Consider the following 26242-nt stretch of genomic DNA (forward strand, 5'->3'; position numbering starts at 1 on the left):
GAGACAATTTGGGAACACCAATCAATTTTGAAACAGTCCTGCGTACAGAAGGAAAAGAAAAACGAATTGACAGCAAAGAAAACATTTTTCAGCTGAAGCTGCAGGGTTATCATTTATTTCCGCTGCATCAGCCGATTGATATCAAGCGAGCAAAAGATACCGATGAAATTGGCAGGGCAATCATTGTCGAATTGACGTTGAAAGAAGAGCAGACTATTATTACGTATCAGCTTGTTTCGTTATCAAGTGTCAATTAACGACATAATGTTCTGCTTAAAAAGGAGATAGAGGGAGAATTTTGCGCTTGCCCGGGAAATAGGAACTCAAAGAGGGGAAATATATTGCCTGGATCCAGAATAGAATGGAACAAAATACTTCTTGCTTGCGTAGACTGATAGAAATATTGACGTGAGAAGAGGTATGAGAATGGCAAGAAATCCAATCGGTCCTTCCGTTTTTGGGCGTCGGGGCCAACCGCCTGTAAGGAGGAACCCATTCCTTCCCCAGCAAAGAATGGCACCGCAGGCTCAACGTACATCTGGCGGCGGCTTATCTGGTGTTCTGCAAAAGATTCTGAATCGGGGAAGCAGAGGCACGCAAACTGCAGCAACCAGGGCAGCTCTCCCGGCAGCTGGCAGCAGTTCTTCTGGAGGAGTATCGCTACTTGACATGCTGAATCATACACAAAGCGCACTTAGGGCTGCTGAGTCCTTTATGCCGATGGTACAGGAATATGGACCAATGGTGAAGAACTTGCCTTCCATGCTCAAAATGATGAAAGCCTTAAAAGACATCAACTTTGACGAAGATGATGAAGAAGCAGCATCCGAGACAAAAGCAAAAGACGAGGCTGAGGGAAGGGATATACAGGAGAAAGCCGAGAAGACCTTGACTTCCATTCAAAAAGAAGAAAAAGTGCTATCTGAACCGAAACCCCAGAAAAGCAAGTCGTCTGGAGAATCCCTTCCGAAATTGTATATTTAAAGCGTGCTACTTGATTTTTTTCTGCAAAAGAGGAAAATATATAGCATATGATGAAGGAGGGATTTATGATGGCATTACAACACGCTACCTTTGCAGGAGGCTGTTTCTGGTGCATGGTCGAACCATTTACGGAGCGCCCTGGAATCGAATCAGTAGTTTCCGGCTACACAGGCGGCGACAAACCGAATCCCACATACGAGGAAGTGTGCTCGAACACGACTGGTCATGTCGAGGCTGTCCAGATAACTTTTGATCCGGATATCTTCTCTTATGAGAAGCTGGTAGAAACGTTTTGGCAGCAAATCGACCCGACAGATGCTGGCGGTCAGTTCCACGACCGTGGCGAATCTTACCAAACAGCAATCTTTTACCATGATGAACAGCAGCGGCAAGTGGCAGAGGCATCCAAAGCGAAGCTGCAGGAGAGCGGACGTTTCCAAAAGGATATCGTGACGCCGATCCTGCCTGCCAAGCCGTTTTATCCGGCAGAAGAGAAACACCAGGATTATTACAAGAAGAACAGGTACCATTATAAGATGTACAAGCGTGGTTCCGGCCGGGAAGACTTTATTAAGCAGAACTGGGGTCCTAAAAAGGACAAAGCGAAGCTGAAAGAGATTTTAACTCCGATCCAGTATCATGTTACGCAGGAGAATGGAACAGAGCGACCTTTCGAAAATGAGTACTGGAATAACACCAAAGAAGGAATCTACGTGGATGTTGTATCTGGTAAAGCATTGTTTTCTTCCAAGGATCAATATGATGCTGGCTGCGGTTGGCCAAGCTTTACAAGACCGCTTGATTCCTATGAAGTAAAAGAGAATATGGACCTTTCTCATGGAATGGTTCGGACAGAAGTAAGGTCTACTGAAAGTGATTCGCATTTGGGGCATGTGTTTGATGACGGTCCAAGAGCAACCGGTGGACTGCGATACTGCATGAACTCTGCAGCAATGAAATTCATTTCGGTCGAAGAAATGGAAAAAGAAGGTTATGGAGAGTATTTATATCTCTTTAAGTAATTAAATACAGTAACAGCTATGCTCTTGTTCGCTATACGATGGAACAAGAGCATTGTTTTGGACGAGGAGTATGAGAATGGATAGTACATTATGGATTGAATACGGCTGGATTCTTCTGGTTTTGATTGGACTGGAAGGACTGCTGGCTGCCGATAATGCGCTCGTTATGGCGCTGATTGTGAAACATCTGCCTGCCGATCAGCAGCGCAAAGCTTTATTATATGGTCTGGGCGGGGCGTTCATCTTCCGCTTTGCTTCCCTGTTCTTTGTCAGTTTCTTAGTGAACATCTGGCAGATACAGGCTTTAGGTGCTCTTTATCTTCTATATATTTGTATAGCTAACCTTATTAAACTGAAGAAAAACGGCGGCGGGGAAGATGCCGAGAGTCCTTTCAGCAAGAAAAACTCTGGATTCTGGATGACAGTATTGAAAGTCGAGTTAGCAGATATTGCTTTTGCGGTGGACTCTATTTTGACGGCAGTGGCACTTGCAGCTTCCCTATCAGCTACACCGCTTCCTCATATCGGCGGAATGGATGGCGGACAATTCCTAGTTGTATTAGCAGGTGGCATGATCGGTCTGATTCTGATCCGAATCGCGGCGTCGTATATCGTTAAAATACTGGACAAGCGTCCTGGACTCGAAGCAGCCGCATATCTGATCATCGGCTGGGTAGCGATTAAATTGGCTATTCACACATTGGCACATCCTGCATTGGAAATAATCCCAGAGCATTTCCCTGATTCTGCTGGATGGAATGCTACATTCTGGATCGTGATGGCTGTTATTGCCATCGGTGGCTGGTTCTATAAACCTAAAAGCGAAAGGGTCTGACTTCAATGGGGGAAAACGGTCAATTACGTTCCATCCTGAGGTCTTATCTGATAGCTTTATTAGGGGGCGGCCTGTTCACTTTACTGCATTTGCCGCTTCCATGGATACTCGGTCCGGTAACGGGCCTTTTGCTTTCCAAAATCATTTGGAATAACAAAACAGCTGCATCACAGCCGCTTCGTAAAGTAAGCTATTGGCTGCTTGGTATTCAAATTGGCAATACATTTACGGTGCATACGTTCCATAATGTGCAGCCTTATCTATTAATCTATACGCTTTTGACATTATTATTGATTGCAATTTGCATGGTTAATGCTTATTTGGTTAGTAAATGGGTGAATGTGGATATGAAAACTAGTATGCTCGGCAGTATACCAGGCGGTTTGTCAGCTGTATCAGCATTGAGCGAGTCTATGAAGGCCAATACGGGTCTAGTGACGATATTCCAGACAATTCGTCTAGTCAGCATTCTTTTCATCATTCCATTTGCCGCTACACATCTATTTATGGATGGCAGTGCCCAAGGAGCTGTACAGCTGCCGCAGACAGAACAAGGAGCTTGGTGGACAATTGGGTTATATGTCATCATGTACATAATCGCCCGGCTGACAAATAGATTTATTCCTTCATCACTTGTTATCGTCCCGATGCTGCTCACAGCGATTCTGCAAGTAAGCGGCATGCATTTATATCAGTTCCCGCATCTGTTTTTTGTCGCGGCACAGTTGACAATTGGCGTCTATTTAGGTCATTCTATTTCTATAAGAGATTTAAAAAAGGCTGGCAGACTTTGTCTCTATTATGCTGGTCTGTCTATACTGCTTATATTACTTTGCTTTGGGCTAGGGCTTGTGTTCAGCATGTTCACATCATTGAACATGGCTACCTCTGTACTCAGCATGGCACCAGGGGGGCTCGTCGAAATGGCACTGACTGCCCAGACGACTGGCGGAGATCCATCCATTGTCAGTTCTTTGCAGACGATAAGGCTGCTTTTGGTCGTACTTGTTCTGCCACTGCTGCTGCAATGGACGTTACCGAAGCTTGAGAAACATCAACGAAAGGAAGAACCACAATGATCCATAAACATTGGGAAGATACAAAAACAATCAAACAAGTGGAATGTGTCCACACTAACGCAAAAAAATATGTCGTCAATACGACACTGACACCAGGAAAAATCTATGATGTGAAAAATGAAACAGAAGAGTTCATTTTTATCGTCGATAATACAAACCGTGTCGGTGCTTTCCGGAAAGATTATTTCAAGGAAGTGTAATAATTTGACAAGGTAAAGGCTAACCTAGTAGAGGTTAGCCTTTTTTGGTGGCTGGTATTTCCTATGCTTGTAATTGTCCGATGGTTAACCGATAATAAAGCTAAGCATAGCTAGAAGGAGATGGGGCTTGTGAAAAGGATTATTCTTGTTCGACATTGCAATGCACAAGGACAGCATAAAGACTCGCCGCTGACGTATGAAGGAATTAATGAAGCCCGATTGCTTGCTGCTTTTCTGAAAAGGCTGGACTTTCCGATCCAGCGTATCATCTCCAGCCCCTTCTTTCGGGCCGTCGAGACAATTAAACCATTCGCTGATGCAGCTGATATACCAATAGAGCTAGACAGGCGCCTGCAAGAGCGGATTCTAAGTGAAGAACCAGTTGATGATTGGCTGGAAGTATTGGAAGAATCGTTTGCTGACTTTGATCTGCGTTTACCCGGCGGTGAATCATCAAATGATGCAAGAATCAGGGTGCGTACGCTGCTCGATGAATTGGAAGCAGAAAAGAACCTGGAAACAGTGGCTTTGGTCACCCATGGCAATCTCCTGGCTATCCTCATGAAGGAATTCCAGACCGATATCGGATTTTCCCATTGGAAAGGCTTTTCAAATCCAGATGTCTTTCTCGTACAGCGCACCGGCGGCAGTTATATGGTGGAACGTATCTGGAATGCTTAGATGCTATCACTTGTGAGAACGACCATTAAAATGGTGCACAGCTTATTATAAATTGTATCAACTTGTTCCAGGGGCAAGGGATTTTGTCCTTTGCCCAGTTCAATCGTAAAGCCTGGCCGCTGATAGAATCCTATGAACCAATCCTTGAAGCCTGCATAATTATCCAGTTCCTTAACAGCTTTGTAACCGCTGAGATACTCCATTTGAATAACTAGCTCTTCTGCAAAAGGTGGCTCTTTCTCTTCAAAGCTCCAGTAAATTTCCTCTCCTTGCGTATGCAGTGCTACGACTGAATGAAAATCTTCTGTTCCCACGAGGTCATACATACCAATTGATTCCGGTTCTGTCAAAGGACTAAGACCGGGAAAGTCCCGAGGTCCAGGCAGTTTCGGTTTCCTAAGCTGCTCATATTCCCACTTGGCAGGATATTGCTTATTTAAGTCCACACCTGTGATATTTGCCTTCCACCCTTTAAAGTCAGGAGAACCTTCGTTCAGGAAATGGACAAGTTCTTCGTAGTCATACGCAGCCTTGCTTCCGTGAATAACAAGATCAACACCGTCCGGATTAACCATCGGGACAATGGAAAGCGTTATATCCCGATATAACTTGCTTGCAGGGTAACCGAATAGCTTTTTATCATGTGTGACAGCAAGCAAGTATTCATTTACAAATCGCATAAGAGCCAAAGAAGTGATCCATTCATTGCCATGGAAACTTGCATTCACATGAATCTTTTTCTTTCCTTTGCCAATTTGAAGCTCCGTAACTGGTTTTCCTAGTACTGTTTTATACACAGTACGCATACGTAAAAAAGGAAAAAGCTGATATAGAGCTCCTATATCTTGCAGACAAGTGGCATAATCATAGTGCTGACGGAAGCTAGTTACAGAATGGGTCACTCGCTGTGGGAGTGCGAGCTCAGCGCCTGCAGGGAAAAAAGATGTGTTATACAATAAATGCACTAGCCGAAGCGGGAGCTTATAAGCGGAAGCTAATGCAGCATCTGTCATCTCCTCATCGAGGATAACAGACTTGGCAGTATAGCCCGGAACCTGAATAGCTTGCTGTGCTTTAACATGCGTGGAAAGAAACGGATTTGCAGCAAACAGGACATACGTCGGAAGGTGGAACAGTGTTGCCACCGTGCTTAATTGACAGCTTTCCTGCAGTGTTATTTCCATCTGGATCGCCTCCTTTGCTACAGTCTATGTCAAGTATGAAGTATTTAGGCAGAACAGACAAGCTGTCAATTATTGAGTACGCCCGTTGTTATTATCGAATATTGTTGTTATAATTTGAATCGATAGGGTATAAATACATATAGTTCGTTGTATTTTGCGAAGTCGCAGTATACCTGGATAAAAACCGTGTCAAATGACCGGTTCATTCATAGTAGTAGAGGAGGCTGTACACATGGCTTTTGTCATTACTTCCCCATGTGAAGCGGAAAAAGCCGGCGAATGTATGGAAGTTTGCCCGGTTGACTGTATCGCGGAAGGTAAAGATATGTTCTATATCGATCCTGACATCTGCATCGATTGTGGTGCATGTGAAGCGGTATGCCCAGTTGAAGCGATCTTCATGGAAGATGAGGTTCCAGCGGAAGAAACGAAGTATATCGAAATCAACCGCAAGTTCTTCCAGGAGAACTAATCAAATCCACTGCCCAGAGGCAGTGGATTTTTTTGTTTATCTTTTCCTCAAATAGGATAAGTGTAACAAAAAAGGAGTTGTCGCTATATGTCGACTGGCAAACATGAATCTTATTGGATCGAGACAAGCAATTTTCCGAATTACGAGAAACTGCAAGAGGATACAGAAACAGAGGTTTGTGTAGTCGGCGGAGGTATCGCAGGTATTACGACCGCATACTTGCTTACAAAGAAAGGCTTTAAAGTAACTTTGATTGAGGCATTGAAACTTGGCCATGGCACAACTGGTTATACAACCGCCAAACTGACAGCCCAGCATGATTTGATATATGATCAGCTGATCAGCAAATTCGGCGAAGAAACAGCCAAGATCCATTATGACGCAGCAATGGAAACAATCGACTTTGTCAGGGAAACAGAAAATGATCTGCAAGCAGATTTTCAACTGAGCATGGAACCTGCCTACGTTTTCACTGACGATGAAAAAAATATCCGCCAAATAGAGAAGGAATGGAAAGCATATGAGAAGCTCGGCATACCAGGTGCTTTGGAAGACGAAATAGCGCTGCCCGTTTCCGCAAAAAAAGCGGTAAGGATGGATAATCAGGCACAATTCCATCCGCTTCTTTTCCTTCAAGCGATGGCAGCGTACATCAGTTCACATGGCGGACGTATTTACGAGGATACTCGGGCAGAAACGATCGAAGAAGGTGAACCTGCTATTGTCAAATTAAAGGATGGCGGAAGCGTAACAGCCAAGCACGTGGTAATTGCTACTCACTTCCCATTTTATGATTTCAAAGGAGCATACTTTGCACGTTTGGATATTGCAAGATCTTACATCGTTGCAGGTAAAAGTCCGCACACCTATCCCGGTGGCATGTACATCTCTATCGACAGTCCATCAAGATCCGTCCGAAGTGCAAAGGATAAGAACGGGGATACATTGTGGCTGATCGGAGGCGATGGACATCGGACCGGTAAAGGAAATAATATGAAAGAACATTATAGCAATCTCCGCAATTGGGGCAGATCAGAATTTGATATAGGTGAATTTGATTATAACTGGTCCGCAGAGGATTTCATGAGTCTGGATAGTCTTTTCTATATCGGCCGTATAACGAAACGCACTCAAAATCTTTATGTTGCCACCGCATTCCGTAAATGGGGTATGTCCGGAGGGATCACCGCAGCGAAGGAAATCACTTCTTTGATTGAAAATGGCAAAAGTATGTATAACGATATTTACGATCCGGCAAGGCAGGATGGAATCAAAGGCATTGGTACGTTAGCCAAAAATATGGTAGAAGTGAGTAAAGAGCTCGTATCCGGAAAACTCGAGAAAACAGAAAAGACCATCGAAGAGCTGGATCGTGGTGAAGCAGGAAAAATACGACAAAACGGCAAGCTTGTTGGTATCTATAAAGATAATGATGGTATTGTCCATAAAGTAGACACTACATGTACCCATATGGGATGTGAGGTACATTGGAACAATGCAGAAACAACCTGGGATTGCCCTTGCCATGGCTCGCGCTTCAGAGCAAGCGGGGAAGTTATAGAAGGACCGGCGGTAAAGGACTTGAAAAAGGTAGATTAAAAAAACGCTCGGCTATATGCCGGGCGTTTTTCCATTTACCTTACTTCAAAACGTCTGAAGCCTTGCTGCTTTTCTAAGTATTTCAAGTCTACTTGTTTCACTTTCACAAAATTATTTGGACCTTTACGGATTTGCTGAATGAATTGTTCTACTTTTTCTGGATCTCCTTCAGCATCCACTCGAACAGTACCATCTGCTTCGTTCCGGACAAAACCTACCAATTCAAGATTTCGGGCGATTTCTGCAGCAGCAAGCCGGAAACCAACACCTTGGACCTTACCGCCAACTACCATCTGTACGCATTTCATACCTATACCGCCTCCTTGCAAAACGTCTTCCCTGATAGCGTATACAAAAAACGTCTGATTAACACATCATTTCTTTGGCAAAAATGGTGCTATTACTACAGATGGAGGGTAAGCATGACACATAATAAAAGCTATTGGCGGGAGAAAACGAAGATTCCGCAGTTCGAATCACTTCGTTACGATACAGAAAGTGAAATAGTCATTGTTGGCGGAGGTATTACAGGTGTTGTCACAGGCTATATGCTTGCAAAAGAAGGTCGGCAAGTGACCATTCTGGAAGCTGACAGCCTTTATAGCGGAACTACAGGCTATACGACAGCAAAGCTGACAGCGCAGCATGGGCTAATCTACGATGAATATATCCGGCATTTTAATAAGGATACAGCTAAAACACATTATGAAGCGTGCATGGATGCTATCAGATTTGTGAAAGAGACGACTTCTGCGCACAGTATCGACTGCCATCTGGCAGAACAGGACGCTTATATCTACACAAAGGATAAACAAAACGTCAATAAGCTGGAGAAGGAACATGACGCATACCAGAAGCTTGGCATACAAGGAGAACTGACTGACTCGATTCCGCTTGGCTTTGATGTAGAAAAGGCATTAATCATGAAAGAACAGTATCAATATCATCCGCTGGAATTCCTAAACGGTTTACTTCAGGTATTTCTTGATAATGGAGGTAAGGTATATACAGATACACCAGTTGATACTATCGAAGAGGGACAGGAACCTGTTGTTGTTACAAAGAGCGGATTGAAGATAAATTGTAAGAAGGTAGTCGTCGCTTCTCATTTTCCGTTCTACGACGGGAAAGGATTCTACTTTGCCAGATTGTATCAGGATAGATCATACGTAGTAGCTGCCAAGCCAAAAACGCCTTATCCTGGTGGTATGTATATCAATGCGGATACGCCTTCCAGATCCGTACGCAGTATTGAAACAGAAGAACATGGCACCTTGCTTCTCATAGGCGGGGAATCCCATCGTACAGGAGAAGGTCATCCTGAGGAAACATATTATAAGAAACTCGCGGACTTTGCCGCTTATCTGGATACAGAGACTCCTGTCTATATGTGGTCTGCCCAGGATATCGTGACATTGGATAATCTCCCTTATATCGGTCATATCAGCAAAGGCAGCGATAATATCTTTGTTGCTACTGGATATCGTAAATGGGGCATGACTAGCAGTATCGTTGCAGGTCTTGAAATCAGTTCACTTATTACGGCAGGAAACAGCCGCTACAAAAATATTTATCAGCCATCGAGGTTTCAGGCGGACCCTGATTTGGGTAGTGTAACTAAGAATGTTATGGAAGTAGCGAAGGAATTTGTAATTGGTAAACTGGAACAGCCCTATGAATATGTCCCGAATTTGAAGCGGGGCGAAGCGACCAAAGTGCGGTTTAACGGCCTTTTGCTTGGCGTCTATAAGGACGAAAACGGAGAAATTCACCAAGTCGATACAACTTGTACCCATATGAAGTGTGAAGTCAATTGGAATAGTGCGGAATCAAGCTGGGATTGTCCTTGTCATGGTTCACGTTTTTCTGGAACAGGTGAAGTACTCGAAGGCCCAGCGAAAAAGCCGCTGAAAAAATTGGATCGCGGGCTGAACAGTTAACAGCTTATTTACACATTCTCAAATCTTCCTTAACACCATATTGTTTTTCATTGCAGCATCGTTAGCATATAATTGTTAACGAACGTACCAAGAAATGTTGATGTCACAGGAGGATGAGTCATGAAAATTGTTGTAGCTGGTGGAGATGGTTTCTGCGGATGGCCGACAGCCCTTTATTTGTCCAAGCAAGGTCATGAAGTAGCAATCGTCGATAACTTAGTAAGACGTAAGTATGATGAAGAATTACGATCCAATTCCGTAACACCAATTTATTCCTTGGAAGAGCGGGTAGCGAAATGGAAAGAGAAGACCGGCAAGGAAATCAAGACATACATAGGCGACTTGAATCATTATGATTTTCTAGCGGAAGTATTCCGTCAAACGCAGCCTGACGCATTCGTTCACTTTGCGGAACAACGCTCAGCTCCGTATAGCATGATCGATCGTGAGCATGCCGTATATACGCAGCAGAATAATGTGATCGGAAACTTGAATGTACTTTATGCAATCAAAGAATTCGCTCCATCTTGTCACCTGATTAAACTTGGTACGATGGGTGAATACGGTACCCCTAATATCGATATCGAAGAAGGCTATATCGAAATTGAACATAAAGGCAGAAAGGATAAACTGCCGTTCCCGAAACAGCCGGGATCTTTCTATCACTTATCCAAAGTTCATGACAGCCATAACATCATGCTTGCTTGCAGAATCTGGGGTATTCGTGCAACAGATTTGAATCAAGGTGTCGTATATGGTCTTCATACAGAAGAAACGAAACTGGATCCAGTTCTGGCAAACCGTTTCGACTATGATGGTGTCTTCGGTACTGCATTGAATAGATTCCTCATCCAGTCGGCTACTGGCCACGACATTACTGTTTATGGCAGCGGCGGGCAGACACGCGGCTTCTTGAATATCACGGATACCATCCGCTGTGTGGAAATTGCAGCAGAGAACCCAGCAGATGCAGGGGAATTCCGGGTATTCAACCAATTCACGGAAAGTTTCTCTGTGAAAGAGCTTGCTGAGAAGGTGCAGAAAGTGAGCCGGGTGAAAGGTCTTGATCCCCAGATCAAATCTATCGAGAATCCGAGAGTGGAAGCAGAAGACCATTATTATAATGCAGTGAATACGAAGCTTCGTGATCTTGGTCTCGAGCCTAACCTGCTAACAGATGATGTACTTCGCGAGATTTTGGAGACTGCTATCGAACATAAAGATCGCGTCATCAAAGAAAATGTGCTTCCTACGGTTACGTGGAAATAGGAGTTTACATTGAAAATCGTTATTATCACCGAGACATTTCTGCCCTCCACTGACGGTGTCGTCACCCGGCTCACCGAAGCGATCAAGTTCCTGCGCAGCCAGAAACATGAGGTCGTCGTTATCGCTCCGGATCTAGGTGTAACAGAATACGAAGGTGCGCTAGTGGAAGGGGTTGGAACGGTTACAATGCCATTTTACCGTTCCAAGAAATTCTCCTTACCGACAAAACGCATTAAAACCTTACTGGAGAAGCACCAGCCGGATCTCGTGCATGTGGCGAACCCTGCATTGGTCGGAGTAGCAGGAATACATTACGCGCATAAAAAAGGTCTGCCTCTTTTGGCATCCTATCATACGCATGTTCCGAAATACCTTGATTATTACAAGCTTTATAAACCTTTAAAGCCATTATTCTGGTGGCACTTCCGCAGGCTTCATAATACGGCTGACATCAATCTTTGTACTTCTGCTGCTATTAAGCAGGAACTTGACGAGCATGGATTTGAGCGGATGCATGTATTGCGAAGAGGTGTCGATATAGAGAAGCGGCATCCGAAATTTTACTCAGACACTATGCGTGAGCGGCTCTTGCAAGGTGATCGTCGTAAAAAACTGCTCATTTTTGTTGGCAGGCTGGCAATTGAGAAGGAAATCCATAAGATACGTCCATTGCTGGATGAGCGGGATGACTTAGCATTAGCAATTATAGGAGATGGTCCTGCACGTAAAGAACTGGAGAAGATATTTGCAGGAACTAATACACTGTTTACTGGCTTTCTTCACGGAGAAGAGCTATCACAGGCGTTCGCTTCTGCTGATGCATTTGTTTTCCCGTCTATTACGGAGACACTAGGATTAGTCATACTGGAAGCAATGGCTTCCGGCATTCCTGTCATTGCTGCTAAAAGCGGACCAACATTGGAACAAATCGAGGAAGGCAAGACTGGATTCCTTTTTGAAAATGAAGTTGTATCCAGCATGAGTAAAGCAGTAGGTAAACTTGATGATCAGGAATTAGCAGCTAAAATGAAACAAAATGTACGAATAGAAGCTGAAAAGCATTCCTGGACGAATGCTTCCAGTGAATTATTCGATTACTATTTAGAGACTATCCATGCAAGATCTCCCGTATATCAAGCAGTGCAAAACCCGAGCTCCAGATAACGGAGCCGGGTTTTTGCATGTTTAAGCTTTTTGACATATGGTTAACAATAAGAAAAAGCACACGAAATGAGGTGCAGCAGCATGAAATTCTTCAAAGGATTGCTAATTGGCATCTTGTTAGCCATACCATTCTGGATAGTGCTGATTTATTTACTTTTTTTCCGTAAAGGGTGAAAATAAAGGCAGAAAGGGAGTCTTAACATGAAAGCAATCACATTACAAGGTTTCGGAGGACCAGAGCAGTTAAAACTGGAAGAAACCGCTAAACCAACTATAAAACGGGACGAAATTCTTGTGGCTGTAAAGGCTTCAGCCATTAACCGTGCCGATATAGAAAAACGCAAAGGAAACTACCCGTCAAGTGATTTTGATCCGATTCTAGGATTGGAAATAGCTGGGGTCGTAGAAGAAGCGGGAGAGGAAGCATACGGCTGGGAAAAGGGAGACCGAATCTTTGGACTGATACCATCTGGCGGCTATGCAGAATACGCTGTATTGAACAGTAAGCTCGCAATGCCTATTCCAGATCATCTAAGCTATGAAGAGGCAGCAGCGGTCCCAGAAGTCTTCCTGACTGCTTATCAGACGCTGCATTGGCTTGGAGAGCTTAAACAGGGTGAAACTGTCTTGATTCATGCCGGTGCAAGCGGTGTTGGAACAGCTGCTATACAATTAGCAAAACAAGCCGGTGCAACTGTAGCAGTTACAGCTGGATCTCAGGAGAAACTTGATTTCTGTAAAGAGCTTGGTGCTGATATTACAATAAACTATAAAAATGAAGATTTTGCTGATAAATTAGCTGATACAGGCGCTGATATCATTCTTGATTTCATTGGAGCAACTTATTGGGAACAGAATATCAAAACGCTTAAAACTGACGGCAGATTGATCCTAATTGGATTCCTGGGCGGTACGGAGCTGGAAAATGCAACAATAATGCCGTTGCTTGCAAAACGCTTACATGTAAAAGGAACATTATTAAGCACAAGAAGCGTTGATTATAAAGCCAGACTGACAGCTGATCTGATTGATAATGTATTGCCATTATTTGAATCACGTGCAATTAAACCGATTGTAGATAAAGTATTTCCGTTAGCACAAGTTGCAAATTCTCATGAATATATGGAAAGCAATAAGAATACAGGAAAAATTGTATTACACGTGGCAGATTAATTTTAAACAGATTGTGCAGCAAGATTGTTCGCGCAGTCTGTTTTTTTGATATTGTCTCACTATCTTAAGAATACTTAGATTTTGAGATATGAAACAGCGTTTTAAAGTTACTTCCGATAATATATATTATGTAAACTAGGAAAATAAAATAATCAGATGTATATTATTAAACTATATTCGTACCTCTTCTCGTTCATCTTACAAAATGCTATATGCTACAGTCATGCTGCTATGAGTTCAGTTGCGCTATGCTATTCCTGAGCTATTTGAAGCATTATAATTGCGCATCTGAAATCACTTCATAATTAATTGACTATCTATATACACTTTAGCCAATATCATAAAGATTCTTTAAAATTTCAATCCGTCATTAGCTATTTCTACGAAATGCAAATTACTGGTAATGCTGTAACAAATTGATCCTGTGTACATTATGAATCAGTTGCTAATTTGATATGTATCCTGAATATGCACTAAAAACATTTGCGCTGTTGTTGATGTGAACTTTGATCGCTTCCCTATTGTTAATATTCCTTGCAGACATCAGCTTCAATTGCATTCCTCAAGATCGAGTGGAAACACGTATTTCGCCATACTAAAAAAAGGGTGAATCTCAATGATTTCACCCTTTTAAAACAATTACTTATAAATTAAGTACTCTTTTCGGACCTTCTTAAATTCATATAGATCTTTCTGATATTTTTTCGTGATTTCTGTAACGGATGCTCCTTCAATAATCATTGTTCTGACCCAATCGTTTCCAATCAATTTATCAAAGAAGTTGTTTGAAAGAAATTCGAAATCGTCTGGATACATATCGTGAATTGTTTTAATGATGTAAAGTCCTGTAGTTACCGCATCGAATTCATCACGGTCTGTTACATAAATTTCAACACCATGGCTGAGTTTTCCAGCATGTTTAGAAAATGTCGGTGTAAAGGATGCCGCCCTGAATTTCACGCCTGGCAGACTAAGTGCGTTCAATTCTGCAGCAAGATCCGTGCTGTTGATGAAAGGTGCACCAATCAGTTCAAATGGCTTGGTTGTTCCCCGCCCTTCTGACAGGTTTGTTCCTTCAATCAGACCAGTTGCAGGATAAACAAACGTTGTTGAAACTGTCGGCATATTTGGTGACGGCAGGACAAATGGAAGTCCAGTTTCATCGAAATCCATCGACCGCCTCCATCCTTTCATTTTGACGACTTTCAAATCTGCTCCAATATTAAATTCTTCGTTGAAGAAACTAGCAAGCTCTCCAACCGTCATTCCATGCTTTGTTGGAATTGGATACATTCCTACAAAGGAAGAGAATTCAGGCTCAAGCACAGGACCATCAACTGAAAGTCCGCCTAGAGGATTCGGGCGGTCAAGCACGACAATTGGAATGTTGTTTTCTTTTGCTGCTTCCATGGCATAAGCCATCGTGTAGATGTATGTGTAGTACCGTGTGCCGACGTCCTGAATATCAAACACAAGCACTTCTACGTTTTTGAGCATTTCAGGTGTTGGTTTTCTTGTTTGTCCGTAGAGGCTGTATACAGGTAGTCCTGTTTTTTCGTCAATATAAGATTCAACATATTCCCCTGCCTGAGCATCACCGCGTACACCATGCTCAGGACCGAATAAAGCTGTCAGTTCAATATCCGAATCCTCGTGCAGCAAATCAACAATGCTGTTCATTTTTGAGTCAATACCGGTCGGATTGGTAATTAAGCCAACTTTTCTGTCTTTTAAAAGTTCTTTCTGATCATCTAAAAGGACCTCAACACCAAGCGATACTTTACTATCTTTCTTCCTCTTATGGGCAGCAACCTCTTTTTCCGCAGGAAAAGCACTTAAAGCCAGCAGCAGAATCATTACCATCAACAATACTCTTTTCAATGGAACTCCTCCCCTTTATTCGGATTATTTAAGCAGCTTCCCTGAACGAATATCGAGTCCATAACCATATGGATAAAGAATTTCATCCGGTTGATTGACAGATGGAATATCTACTGGTAATTTACCTTTTGGCTTGGATTCACCAAAAATCGTTTTAATACCGGCCGGAATGTTCGGCTGTCTATATGCTCCATTTGAATAGCCCTTAAAACCATAGACCGCAAGCACAGCTTTTGCTTCTTCAAAATTTGCAACATCATAAGGATTGCGCAGACTCATTAACACAAACTTTTTATTTTTTTCTTCAGCATCTTTCATGACCGCTCTCGGAAAAGCTGTTGCCCATTTGCTTGAATCCTGGATACTATCATCAATGACGCCATCGTTTACAGCTGGGTCATTTTTCACAACATAGGAACCGGTAATAACATAGTCCGCTTCATCAATCATGGCTGCCACCTCTTCATTGAAGGACTTTTCCGAGAAAGCATAGCCAGTAACTTCAACATCTTTCTTCCTGCCTTTTAATTCGTTTATGCTTCTTGTCATCGCTTCTACTTGATCATCAAATGGAGCGAGCACAAGAATATTGTCACCCTTTTTCGGTTTAAAAGGGAGTGTCTTGTCTTCGTTTTTCAAAAGCGTAACAGCATCCTCCGCCATGTTCTTTTCTTGCTTCAAATGCTCTTTATTGCCTACTACTTTTAACGAGTTAGCTACTTTTTCTTCAATTGGTGCTTTGGCAGGATCCAAAATACCGCGTTTTTCTTTTAATTTTAGAATTCTCTCAACCGAGGCATTTACTTGCTCCATTGGGAGTTCTCCGGATTCGATTGCTTCTAGTACTGCGTTATAAACGGAAGCCAAATTCTTTTCCATATCCAAAGAGTTTACTTGTGCAGGCATTAACGCAATATCTACACCTGATTTTAAAGCTAATACTACGGCTTCTTCCTGGCCAAAGTTATCTGAAATCGCTTTCATATTAAGGGCATCTGTGACGATGACACCTTCGAACCCCATCTCCTCACGTAGCAATCCTGTCAAAACTTTTTTAGAGAGTGTGGCTGGAACCAAAATCTCCTGACCGTCTTTTTTACTGATATACGTTGTATCATCAAAAGCAGGAAATTGAACATGCGCTGTCATGATCATGTCTACACCTTCATCAATTGCATTCTGAAAAGGCAGAAGTTCTACAGCATGTAATCTATCTTTGTCATGTGTAACAAGCGGCAAACCGTAATGACTGTCAGTAGCGGTATCGCCGTGTCCTGGAAAGTGCTTTGCCGTTGCAGCAACATTCTGGCGTTGCAGTCCTTGTATAGTCTCAATGCCTAACTTTGAGACAAGCTCTGGATTAGAGCTGTATGAACGGACACCGATTACAGGATTATCAGGATTGTTGTTTACATCCAATGACGGGCCGAAATTTACATTTACACCAAGAGACGATAATTCTTCCCCAATGATTTTTCCAGTTTGATAGGCATATTTCTCACTTCGTGTTGCACCTAACGCCATGTTGCCTGGCAGGTTCGTTCCCGTTTGCAGACGTGTCACGATTCCGCCTTCCTGATCAATGGTGATAAAAAGCGGTAGTTCCGGGCTTGCATTTTGTAAGCCATCTATCAAACGGACTGTTTGTTCCGTACCCACGACGTTTTCGGCAAATAGGATAACGCCCCCTAAATGATATTTCTGAATGATGCTTCCCACTTCATCGTTCATCTCTGTAAAACCCGTTGCTTTGCTTTCCCCTTGCTCTTGCCAGTTTCGAAAGTCCGGCATAAGCATTTGACCCACTTTTTGTTCGACCGACATTCCATCAACAATTGCCTTCACATCTGTTTCAGCCTTCACATTTGTTGGTTTGATACCAACTAAAGCTGTAACTGAAAGTGCTGCAGCTAAAGCGGCTGCCGCCCATTTCTTTTTAAACATATTCCCATCCCCTTATGAATTATTTGATAGTAGAGCTTTGTAAATAGTAGCTATCACTACACTCCGGTAGTTTCCTATAGCGTAAAAGGGATTGCAGTTAGCAGGATTCATTGATGTTGAATGTTTTTTTATTCTTAGTCAGGACACATCCCAAGTCTTATTCCGGGTCAATGATGGTTGGATTATTAATAAAATATCTATTATTTAATGCTGTGCCTAAAAGAGAAAAAGTGGCTGTACAAGGATAACAGGTTAAGAGGAGTGATCGATACAACGAGTAAGCCTGAATTTTTATATCACCACTCTCTTTTACAAGATTGAGTACATAAAGGATTTCTTTGTTTTGTAGGAATAAGAGGCAGCGAATGAGACATCGATCAGATTTGCATTGGCTATCAACCTTGCAATTAGTTAACAGTGATGCTGGTGTACTTGCAAAAGCGGGGTAATTTCTGTTGGACATTTTTGAAGCACTTATACTTCAACAACGAACGATCTTTTCTAAAACTAGGTGCTTTAATAAAGTGGGAAGCTTCAAATATAATCAATATTTCGAAAACTCTGAGCGGGCAGCAAAAGAAAGACTAAAGCTAAGAGGTAGTATTTCCTGTTATATGATGACCTCCATTTCTATTTTTGTCCCAAGTTTAACATACTCCTTTATAAGATGGTTCAATATTAGAGCTTCTTTCAAATTCAGGAAAACTTGCCTATTACCTTTTATATAGGACTGAATGTTTACATACATAAACACTCCCAATTAAAGAAAGAGCTATTATTTGAATACACAGCTCTTTCTTACTTTTCTCTAATTCTTCAGTTGTCTAATTCTTTTTGTCAGTTGATTAAAACGCTCATCCAAATCCTTGTACGCCGTATCGTCAGGTGTCAGCATACTCAGCTTCCCTAATACTTCCTGCCGTTCATTTTCCAGCTGTATGAGTATGATATCCGCCTCTGTGTCTGATTTCGCTTTTGCCTTACCCAGATTCTTCCTCATCATGCCTTCCTGAATGATTAATTGCGCATCTGTAACTTTCTCTCTGAAATAGCGGTCATGAGAGATAACAAGCAGCGTTCCGCTGTAAGCTGCGAGTGTTTGTTCCAACTGTTCACGTGACGGAAGGTCCATATGGTTTGTTGGTTCATCAAGCAAAAGGACATCCTTATCTGCCAGTATGTGCTGCATCAGCTTTAGTTTCACACGTTCTCCCATACTCATTTCTGCTATCGGAAGTGTCCAGCTTTCTGTCTCAAAACCTAGGTGAAGCAGCAGCGTTTGTACCTTTCCCCTCTCCGCAAATGATTCCTGGTGAAAGATTTCCGCTGGTGTCTTATCCAAGGGCAGATCATAGACATCCTGTGAAAGATAGCCGATGTTTGCTGTTGGTGATACCCATATCTCTCCTGTATACGGTTCATTATCCGTTATCATTCGGAAGAAGGTTGTCTTTCCGCACCCGTTCGGACCTTGCAAGCCGACTTTCTCTCCATGCTTGATTGTAAAATTGGCATCACGAAAGAGTACCTTACTTTCATAATGCTTCGTTACGTTTTTGCATTCTAAAAATCGTTTTCCTCTTTTACGATCAGATTTCAGTTCAATGGATATGCCTCGCTCGGGTCCGATTGATTCGACTGTCTCTTTTGCCAGTTCGTTTTCTAGTCGCTTTTTTTTAGATTTTACCGCTTTATCCATCCGTTTTGCTTTTTTACGATAATACTCCTTGGCGCCTTCCTGTTTAGTGGATTGGACATGAGCTTTGGCGCTCCAATTCTGCAGCGAGGCTATTTGGTCTTCTACTTGTTTTATGCGTTTCTGCTGCTTTTCATAGGCGTGTTGCTGAGCCGCTTTTTCTTTTTGTCTATAATTAGTATAGGCAGTGTAATTTCCTTCAAAAGTATGAAGAATCTGTTCTTCTGCCGACCATATCTTTGTCGCCACTTGATCTAGCAGATAGCGGTCATGCGAAACAATCAGCATCGTTTTGTTTGTCTTTTTGATCTCCTCAATAAGCAGGTTCACACTGTCTTCATCCAGGTGGTTAGTTGGTTCATCAAGGAGCAAGACGTCTGCCTTACTTGTAAATCCGTTCGCAAGCCTGGCTTTCAATTTCTCACCGCCGCTCATATTACGATAAGGAACAGACGGAACTTTCCATTTGCCCCGTAAAATCACCGCTTCAGGCAGATCTGGCTGTGATGCATAATTTTCTTTTTCTTGTTCTACCACATCTACTTCAAGCGTATCCGCTAACCATATTGCCCCTTTCGCCACTTGCTTCTTGCCAGCTATAAGCTGCAATAATGTACTTTTACCAGCGCCGTTTCTTCCGGTTATGCCAATCACGTCACCTTGGTGGACGATTGCATTTGCCTCCTGCAAAATAAGACGTTCTCCATATAAGTAGCTGACCTGCTGTAATTTGATTAATTCTTTCATAAATAACCGCTCCTTTAAAGATAGGAGGACAGAAAAAATCCTCCCAATAGAAATTGGAAGGATTAGCCATACCAGAAAGACACATACATCTGTACGAGAAGTATACGTTCAGTTCGATTTGAAAAATGGGCAGACTAATCCTATTTTATACGCTTGAAAATCGCTTTTCAATTCGTGAAAAATTAGGATTAGTTAATCATTGGTCACCCATCATCCTCTCGTGTTTATTGGTTACAGTATATCAAAAGTAAAACGGAAGTCAATTACACTCAGATCAATTGCTCTTTTCGTTCAGTTCCCGGGGCTATTACTGTCTCATCCAGACCTGCTTGATAAGGCTTGTCGGCAATAGCTTCAGCGAATTCTGCTTTTGCTTGCTCAACGAGTGCCGGTTCCGTCAGAAGATCATATGCAGTCAAAGCCATGATCCGTGCAGCGTAATGCATGCCCTTTAGTCCAATGCTAGTGCCGAATACTGCCGTGGCTTGCCAAGCATGTACTTGAGTGCCAATCGGACCGCATGTTGTACCGATACTGGCAAGCGGTGTAATCCAGCTCACATCGGCTACATCTGTCGAGCCAGGCATCGTTGTACCTTTCATTGTCATGTCATAGAAATTCTTTGTTGGCAGTATATCATTCGAGTCCAGCTGAAGCTTTCGGCGGGATTCCTCAACTAGCTTTGGATCCATCGACTTACGGAGAATAGCGGCATAAGCAACTTCATCCGAGGTAAAGCTTTCCATCGGATAATCCTCCATGTTGCGATAATTCAATGTATCCAATGTGTCATTAGTCAGCATATGATAGCAATTCGCCAAAAGTTCATGCGACGTTGACGTGCCTGTGATCAAAGCAGCACCTTTTGCAATATCATGCATCCGGCTCAGCATATCCTCTACTTGATTCCTATTTGCTCCTCGCAGGTAATACCATACTTCGGCTTCATCCGGAACAATATTTGGTGCTTGCCCTCCATTAGTGATGCTATAGTGGATTCTTGTACCATCCACTAAATGCTCCCGCAGATAATTGGCGCCAATATTCATGATTTCAACCGCATCAAGTGCACTGCGTCCGGCATGCGGTGCACCTGCTGCATGTGCCGGAATACCGTGGAAACGGAATTTGATGGAGACCATTGCCTGCGTGCTGTAATTTTGGACAACGTTACTCGTTCCAGGGTGCCAGGTGAGACAGCAATCCAAGTCGTCGAACACACCTTCTCTTGCCATGAATGTCTTGCCAGACAGTACCTCTTCCGCTGGACAGCCATAATAGCGGATCGTCCCATGCACCTTGCCTTCATCAATAAGCTGCTTGAGCCCTAGCACGGCCTCTACACCAGCTGTTCCGAGCAGATGATGGCCGCACGCATGACCTGGTCCATTCTCACTGACTGGATCTTTGTAAGGCTTGCTCGATTGGGACAACCCAGGCAATGCATCAAATTCACCCAGTATACCGATTATTGGATGCCCGCTCCCGTATTCTGCATAGAAAGCAGTTTTCATACCACCGATACTGTCTGTAATGCGGAAACCTGCGTCTGCCAGCACATCCTTCTGTGCTGTACTCGCATAAGTCTCTTCATAAGCAATTTGAGGATGCTGCCATATATCAAGTGCTAAACTCCCTGTGACATGCTCCAACTCCTCCAGATTACGTACCAGCTCTTTTTTACTCATGGACTATCTCTCCTTTATTGTTAGATTTAGATGCTTGCTTATTTTCCAAAAGTACACAGATAATGACTGTCAGGAACATACAGACCAAGCCTTTAAAGAAGACAGGGATTGGGAGCTGTGTCATCAGGATCCCGAAAACGATACCGATCACACCGAAAAACGGTTTTCTTATAGCCAATTGAGCAATCATGCCTCCAAAGATAGCAGGAATGATATAGGCAAATGCGGCCTGAACGGATTCCGGGATGACGGAAAGGATATAAGATCCTCCTAAGATGACAGGAATGAGCACAGCGATATTCATAAAGCTGGCTGCCGCTATAGCAAGAGTAGCTGCTACCTCTCCTTTCCTGGTACCTGGCTCTGCTCCAATTACTTGCTGAGCCGCAGCCGCAGACGGCAGACACATGTTAGCGATGTTTCCTGTAAGGAAACTGAGGTACGTTCCAGAGACTCCGAGTGTTGCGTAATAACTGACCGGCTCTACTACCCAAGCAAATCCAACAAGGGCGATATACGCGAGAAAGGCTGCGAATATGGTCTGCCATCCAGGGTGATATCCTTCGACGAATGATAGATAAAGCGGCAGCGCTGCCGATAAGACGATCACACAGCCAATCGTAAGCCTTCCCCAGAAATGGGCATTCACATGAAAAGCATCAAATGATTTTTGTTGTGTTTCAATCAGCTGTTCTTGTACTGCTACCTGTTCCGCTGTTTTAGCCATCTTCTTTCCCTCCCTTTATCCGATAAAGTAGCCGACAGTCAGACCGCCAATGATAGCAAAGCCTAAAGCCCATTCTTTCAGCCAGTTTCTTTGAAGTTTATTGGCTAAGAGTAGCGTGCCGATCGTTATCAGAATGCTTGTAAGGATGACTAAGGTGTGGCCGCTGCTTTTTACTGCTTCATTTGCTGCAAAGTAGCCGAATGCTCCTAGCATGGCTGCAGTCGAGATAATAACCATCTTTTTCGTGCCATTCTTACGTGCTGTTATTTTCTTTTGAAATGACCCTAGCGACTTTGTAAAGAAAAACGTGACGATTAACCAGCCTGTACCGCCGATACACAATGTCCAAGCGATGGTTGTGAAAGCCTCAGGACCAAAGTTTGCTGATCCTAGCTCTGTGCCGTAGGCTGTTGAAGCCATCTGGGCACCAAGTGACTCTGTAGCGGAGGACCCGATGATCGCACTTCGCATCATCGTAAGCGGATTTCCGATCAATGTCATCAATGAGACAGCAATGATGATATTGCCCAAGGCAGGACCAATGGCAGCAATAGCACCTGTCTTCATCGCACTTCGGGCTTCTCGATCCGTCATACCCACACTCGCTTTTACCTGGAATGCTGATCGCATGAAAACGGCTCCTTGAAAAATAACGATAGATACGACTAGCAGACAGAACACCCATAAAACACTGCTGTTCATGATTTCGGATATCTGCAATTTTTCGCCTCCTTAAATATAATTAATAATTCTGACTATTATGTTAATTGTGCAGATCTCCACTGTCAAAACCTTTATGAAAAACAGGCCTATCTGAGTAAGGATGCAGAAAAATCAATACGGAATCCTACCTATCACTTGTCAGTTTCTTTATCAAGAGCCACTCGATAAGTAACAAGCAATGCAGATGCTGAGGGCAACGACTATTGAAGTTATTTCAGTTCATACAGGGCAATAAAAAAAGAGCATTATAGATCTAGACTGTAATTCGTCTGGATTATTAGCTCTAATGGAAAAAAGATCGATTAATAGGTACATACCTTTTGATAACTTAATTCATTGGGTGACCGCTTACTCTTCTATGACATAAACAGCATATTCTTCACATACATCTAAACTATGGACAAGTTGAGGTGACAAATGTGGGAAAACAATCATTATTGAAAGGTACGATCATCCTTGCGGTTGCTGCTTGCTACAGCAAGCTGATCGGATTCATAAACGGAATCGTTTTGTCACGGCTGCTGGGGCCAGAAGGAATCGGTCTGGCAATGATGGCTATGCCGATCACCGGTCTGCTGATTGCCATCACCGGATTTGGATTGGAGGTGGCGGTAGCCAACCTGGTGGCAGAGAATAATGCGACAAACAATCGGACAAGACTGCGGCACGTCCTCTCCCTTTCGTTTTTGATAACCGGGACGCTGGGTGTTATCACATCCATGCTGCTGCTCGGACTGGTCCACTATGTTCCGGGTCTTTTATTTGCTGATGAGCGTGCACTATACACATTTACAGCAATTATCCCGATCATACCGATTGTCGCCATTTCTTCTATCTTGAAAGGCTATTTTCATGGAAAGCAGTATATGTCTCCCGGGGCTTTCGCTTCCATTCTCGAGCAAAGTGTACAGTTGGTCGTCACATATATGCTTGTGCAATATCTGCTTCCTTACGGGCTGGGAGTTGCCGCTGCAGGCGCAGTAATCAGCATGGTCATTGGTGAAGCAATCTCTTTAGGTGTATTGATCGTAGCATTCAACAGGCAAAAAGAATTCAAATGGCGTTTTTTGCATATTATCCGAGACCTCATCCGCGACGGGAAGCAGCATACACGGGACTTGATCCGTGTCGCATTGCCGAATACCGGCAGTCATTTGGTCAATAGCTTTGCTGGTGTCCTGCTGCCGATAATTATCACACATAGTTTTCTTACAGCAGGGCTTACTGCCGAGACAGCTACCGAAACATATGGGCTCTTAATGGGTTATGTCATGCCGCTTGTGTTCGTACCAACGTTTATCACACATTCCTTATCGACGAATCTGCTCCCTTCCATCAGTGACTTATATGCACGTCGTCAATTCCAGCAGATGTACAGCAATATAAACCAAGTAATCAACGTTACAATGATGATCTGTATTCCGTGGGCACTGTTTCTTTACTTTTTCGCCACCGAATTGACAGGTTTGTTTTATCACTCCGAGGAAGCGGGGCTGCTTATCCAGAAAATGATTTTCTGTTTTATGCTCAGCTATTTACAGATACCGCTGCAGGCAGTTCTGATTGGTATCGGAAAAAGCAGTGTTGTCCTCTATAACAATCTCATTGCAGCGCTTGTCAGTTTGCTTATGATCTATTTCGTTGCTTCTCAGCCGAGTATGGGAGTAAATGGTGTCATCCTCGGTCTGAACTTAGGAGAGGTGCTCGGGACAGTACTTCATTTTGCGAGTCTTTATCAAGCTGTTCGTTTCCCTTTCAGCTTTGCAAGATTTTATAAACTGCTTATTGCCATCACTTGTATGGCATCATGTGCGATATTCTTATATATGACGCTGGATTCGTACATTTCAAATGGCTATGTGCTGCTTAGCAGTGTACTGCTCATTTCTGCGAGCTTTTATTTGCTCCTTCTCCACCGATTCCGACTGTTCAAGCAAGAGCTGTAAAGAATCATGCTTGAAGCCGATAATTCCGCTGGGTTATACTTATACTAGTAATTGAGGTGAAGACATTGTATAAACTATTGACACATAATGACCTGGACGGTGTTGGCTGCGGTATCTTGGCCACACTTGCTTTTGGAGAGGATGTTGACATCCGCTATAACTCCATCAGCAGTCTGAATGAAGAAGTAAAGAAATTCCTAGCCGATGAAACACAGCATGAGAAAGAACTATGGGTGACAGATTTGGCTGTAAATGAAGAAAATGAAGCTGCTATCAGTGATTTCATCCAAACTGGCGGCAAAGCACGCCTGGTGGATCATCACAAAACAAGCGAACACTTGAATGCCCATGATTGGGCCTGGATTGCGACAAAGGAAGAAGATGGAACACTTACTTCTGCAACAAGTATGTTGTATGACGTCCTTGTCAAAGAAGGATACTTAGAAAAAACGAAAGCGGTAAGCGAATTTGTCGAGCTTGTCCGCCAATACGATACATGGGAATGGGAAAAGCGCAATAATGAGGCTGCCAAACAGCTGAACGCACTTCTTTTCCTGCAAAGCATCGAAGAATTTGCTGATGAAATGATTGAACGGCTGCAGCATAATGATACTTTTGTCTTCAGTGACTTGGAGGAAAAATTGCTTCAAGTACAAGATGCTCAAACAGCTCGTTATATCCGCAAGAAAAGAAAACAAGTTGTACCGATTAAGATCGATACCTATTTGGCCGGCGTCGTCCATGCCGAATCTTACCTTTCTGAACTGGGTAATGACTTAGGTAAGACGTTCCCGCATCTTGATCTAATCATAATGGTCATGATGGGCACAAAACGTTTGAGTCTCCGGACTATCCACGATGATGTTGATGTATCTGCTATTGCAGGCAACTACGGCGGAGGCGGCCATCAGAAAGCATCCGGGGCTTCATTGACTGATGAAGCATTTGAATTGTTCGTGAAGGATGCTTTCGACCTGCAGACATTGCGTCCAGATGCAACAGATAACAGATTCAACGTTCCTGAGAACGACCTTGGGACGCTGTATGTCAATGAACAGAATGACAAGTTCCTCATCGTACAGCAAAACCGCAAATATTATATTATGAAAAATCAGCAGCCTGCTGAAATCGGATTCGATTCCTTCGAAGAAGCTGAGAAGCATCTGAAACGGGAAGAGCTAGCTTTCCTTGTTACAGATCACCGCTATGTGAAATACTTAAGTGAGCGTGTGAAGAAACAGGATTTGATTATCGACCAGCCGTTTCAAAGAAATCAAGAAAGCTGAAA

General features: G+C 43.1%; 23 protein-coding genes. 15 read left to right on the plus strand and 8 right to left on the minus strand.

The window, feature by feature from the left end; all coding sequences use genetic code 11:
- The first annotated feature begins 8 nt into the window (after positions 1–8).
- From SFC25_RS03380 to SFC25_RS03410, 7 genes are all read left to right on the plus strand, one after another.
- A complete protein-coding gene (locus SFC25_RS03380; RefSeq protein ID WP_411213935.1) occupies positions 9–257 on the plus strand; it encodes a DUF2584 family protein in 249 nt (82 codons plus the stop codon).
- Between the two features lie 169 nt (positions 258–426).
- Positions 427–984 (plus strand): VrrA/YqfQ family protein, encoded by a 558-nt coding sequence (gene vrrA, locus SFC25_RS03385; RefSeq protein WP_411213936.1) that lies wholly within the window; start codon positions 427–429, stop codon positions 982–984.
- 68 nt (positions 985–1052) lie between these two features.
- Positions 1053–2006, plus strand: coding sequence for a peptide-methionine (S)-S-oxide reductase MsrA (gene msrA / locus SFC25_RS03390; RefSeq protein ID WP_411214202.1), 954 nt, complete (start codon positions 1053–1055; stop codon positions 2004–2006).
- A gap of 76 nt (positions 2007–2082) precedes the next feature.
- Positions 2083–2841, plus strand: a complete 759-nt coding sequence (locus SFC25_RS03395; RefSeq protein ID WP_411213937.1) for a TerC family protein — start codon at positions 2083–2085, stop codon at positions 2839–2841.
- 5 nt (positions 2842–2846) lie between these two features.
- On the plus strand, positions 2847–3920 hold the full coding sequence (locus tag SFC25_RS03400; protein ID WP_411213938.1) for an AbrB family transcriptional regulator: 1074 nt from the start codon (positions 2847–2849) through the stop codon (positions 3918–3920).
- Positions 3917–4120, plus strand: coding sequence for a DUF6501 family protein (locus SFC25_RS03405; protein ID WP_411213939.1), 204 nt, complete (start codon positions 3917–3919; stop codon positions 4118–4120). Before SFC25_RS03400 ends, SFC25_RS03405 begins: the two co-directional genes overlap by 4 nt.
- Positions 4121–4240: 120 nt before the next feature.
- On the plus strand, positions 4241–4801 hold the full coding sequence (locus SFC25_RS03410; RefSeq protein WP_411213940.1) for a histidine phosphatase family protein: 561 nt from the start codon (positions 4241–4243) through the stop codon (positions 4799–4801).
- On the opposite strand, the gene SFC25_RS03415 is transcribed toward SFC25_RS03410, so the two are convergent.
- The gene (locus SFC25_RS03415) at positions 4798–5985 is read right to left on the minus strand and encodes a M14 family metallopeptidase (RefSeq protein ID WP_411213941.1); all 1188 of its coding nucleotides are present in this window, start codon (positions 5983–5985) and stop codon (positions 4798–4800) included. The two genes, SFC25_RS03410 and SFC25_RS03415, sit on opposite strands and share 4 nt — an antisense overlap.
- A 232-nt stretch (positions 5986–6217) precedes the next feature.
- On the opposite strand from SFC25_RS03415, the gene SFC25_RS03420 reads away from it, so the two are divergent.
- Both SFC25_RS03420 and SFC25_RS03425 read left to right on the plus strand, forming a co-directional pair.
- Positions 6218–6457, plus strand: coding sequence for a ferredoxin family protein (locus SFC25_RS03420; RefSeq protein ID WP_093728423.1), 240 nt, complete (start codon positions 6218–6220; stop codon positions 6455–6457).
- Between the two features lie 87 nt (positions 6458–6544).
- Entirely contained in the window at positions 6545–8056 is a 1512-nt protein-coding gene (locus SFC25_RS03425; RefSeq protein ID WP_411213942.1) for an FAD-dependent oxidoreductase, read from the plus strand.
- A 35-nt stretch (positions 8057–8091) separates the two neighbouring features.
- On the opposite strand, the gene SFC25_RS03430 is transcribed toward SFC25_RS03425, so the two are convergent.
- Complete coding sequence (locus tag SFC25_RS03430; protein WP_411213943.1) at positions 8092–8364, minus strand: acylphosphatase; 273 nt, start codon at positions 8362–8364, stop codon at positions 8092–8094.
- Positions 8365–8478: 114 nt separating this feature from the next.
- Between SFC25_RS03430 and SFC25_RS03435 the strand changes: the two genes are divergently transcribed.
- From SFC25_RS03435 to SFC25_RS03450, 4 genes are all read left to right on the plus strand, one after another.
- Positions 8479–9996 carry an FAD-dependent oxidoreductase gene (locus tag SFC25_RS03435; protein ID WP_411213944.1) on the plus strand — a complete coding sequence of 506 codons (1518 nt, stop codon included), beginning with the start codon at positions 8479–8481 and terminating at the stop codon, positions 9994–9996.
- A 120-nt stretch (positions 9997–10116) separates the two neighbouring features.
- Positions 10117–11265 carry an NAD-dependent epimerase/dehydratase family protein gene (locus SFC25_RS03440; RefSeq protein WP_411213945.1) on the plus strand — a complete coding sequence of 383 codons (1149 nt, stop codon included), beginning with the start codon at positions 10117–10119 and terminating at the stop codon, positions 11263–11265.
- A 9-nt stretch (positions 11266–11274) separates the two neighbouring features.
- A complete protein-coding gene (locus SFC25_RS03445; protein WP_411213946.1) occupies positions 11275–12429 on the plus strand; it encodes a glycosyltransferase family 4 protein in 1155 nt (384 codons plus the stop codon).
- A 201-nt stretch (positions 12430–12630) separates the two neighbouring features.
- Complete coding sequence (locus SFC25_RS03450; RefSeq protein ID WP_411213947.1) at positions 12631–13602, plus strand: NAD(P)H-quinone oxidoreductase; 972 nt, start codon at positions 12631–12633, stop codon at positions 13600–13602.
- Between the two features lie 639 nt (positions 13603–14241).
- On the opposite strand, the gene SFC25_RS03455 is transcribed toward SFC25_RS03450, so the two are convergent.
- The 6 genes from SFC25_RS03455 to SFC25_RS03480 form a co-directional block, all read right to left on the minus strand.
- A complete protein-coding gene (locus SFC25_RS03455) occupies positions 14242–15459 on the minus strand; it encodes an exo-beta-N-acetylmuramidase NamZ family protein (RefSeq protein ID WP_411214203.1) in 1218 nt (405 codons plus the stop codon).
- A 48-nt stretch (positions 15460–15507) separates the two neighbouring features.
- A complete protein-coding gene (locus SFC25_RS03460) occupies positions 15508–17427 on the minus strand; it encodes a glycoside hydrolase family 3 protein (RefSeq protein ID WP_411213948.1) in 1920 nt (639 codons plus the stop codon).
- Positions 17428–18235: 808 nt separating this feature from the next.
- Positions 18236–19870: a ribosomal protection-like ABC-F family protein gene (gene abc-f, locus SFC25_RS03465; RefSeq protein ID WP_411213949.1), complete on the minus strand. Its 1635-nt coding sequence runs from the start codon at positions 19868–19870 to the stop codon at positions 18236–18238.
- 269 nt (positions 19871–20139) lie between these two features.
- The gene (locus SFC25_RS03470; RefSeq protein ID WP_411213950.1) at positions 20140–21558 is read right to left on the minus strand and encodes an amidohydrolase; all 1419 of its coding nucleotides are present in this window, start codon (positions 21556–21558) and stop codon (positions 20140–20142) included.
- Entirely contained in the window at positions 21551–22285 is a 735-nt protein-coding gene (locus SFC25_RS03475) for a small-conductance mechanosensitive channel (protein ID WP_411213951.1), read from the minus strand. Before SFC25_RS03475 ends, SFC25_RS03470 begins: the two co-directional genes overlap by 8 nt.
- 15 nt (positions 22286–22300) lie before the next feature.
- The gene (locus SFC25_RS03480) at positions 22301–23005 is read right to left on the minus strand and encodes a DUF5058 family protein (protein WP_411213952.1); all 705 of its coding nucleotides are present in this window, start codon (positions 23003–23005) and stop codon (positions 22301–22303) included.
- Positions 23006–23427: 422 nt separating this feature from the next.
- Between SFC25_RS03480 and spoVB the strand changes: the two genes are divergently transcribed.
- Both spoVB and SFC25_RS03490 read left to right on the plus strand, forming a co-directional pair.
- Complete coding sequence (spoVB, locus tag SFC25_RS03485; RefSeq protein WP_411213953.1) at positions 23428–24954, plus strand: stage V sporulation protein B; 1527 nt, start codon at positions 23428–23430, stop codon at positions 24952–24954.
- 65 nt (positions 24955–25019) lie between these two features.
- Positions 25020–26240: a DHH family phosphoesterase gene (locus tag SFC25_RS03490; protein ID WP_411213954.1), complete on the plus strand. Its 1221-nt coding sequence runs from the start codon at positions 25020–25022 to the stop codon at positions 26238–26240.
- The last annotated feature ends 2 nt before the right edge of the window (positions 26241–26242 follow it).

Origin of the sequence: Terribacillus saccharophilus (genome assembly GCF_046592595.1) — a bacterium.
Classification (GTDB): domain Bacteria; phylum Bacillota; class Bacilli; order Bacillales; family Amphibacillaceae; genus Terribacillus; species Terribacillus saccharophilus_C.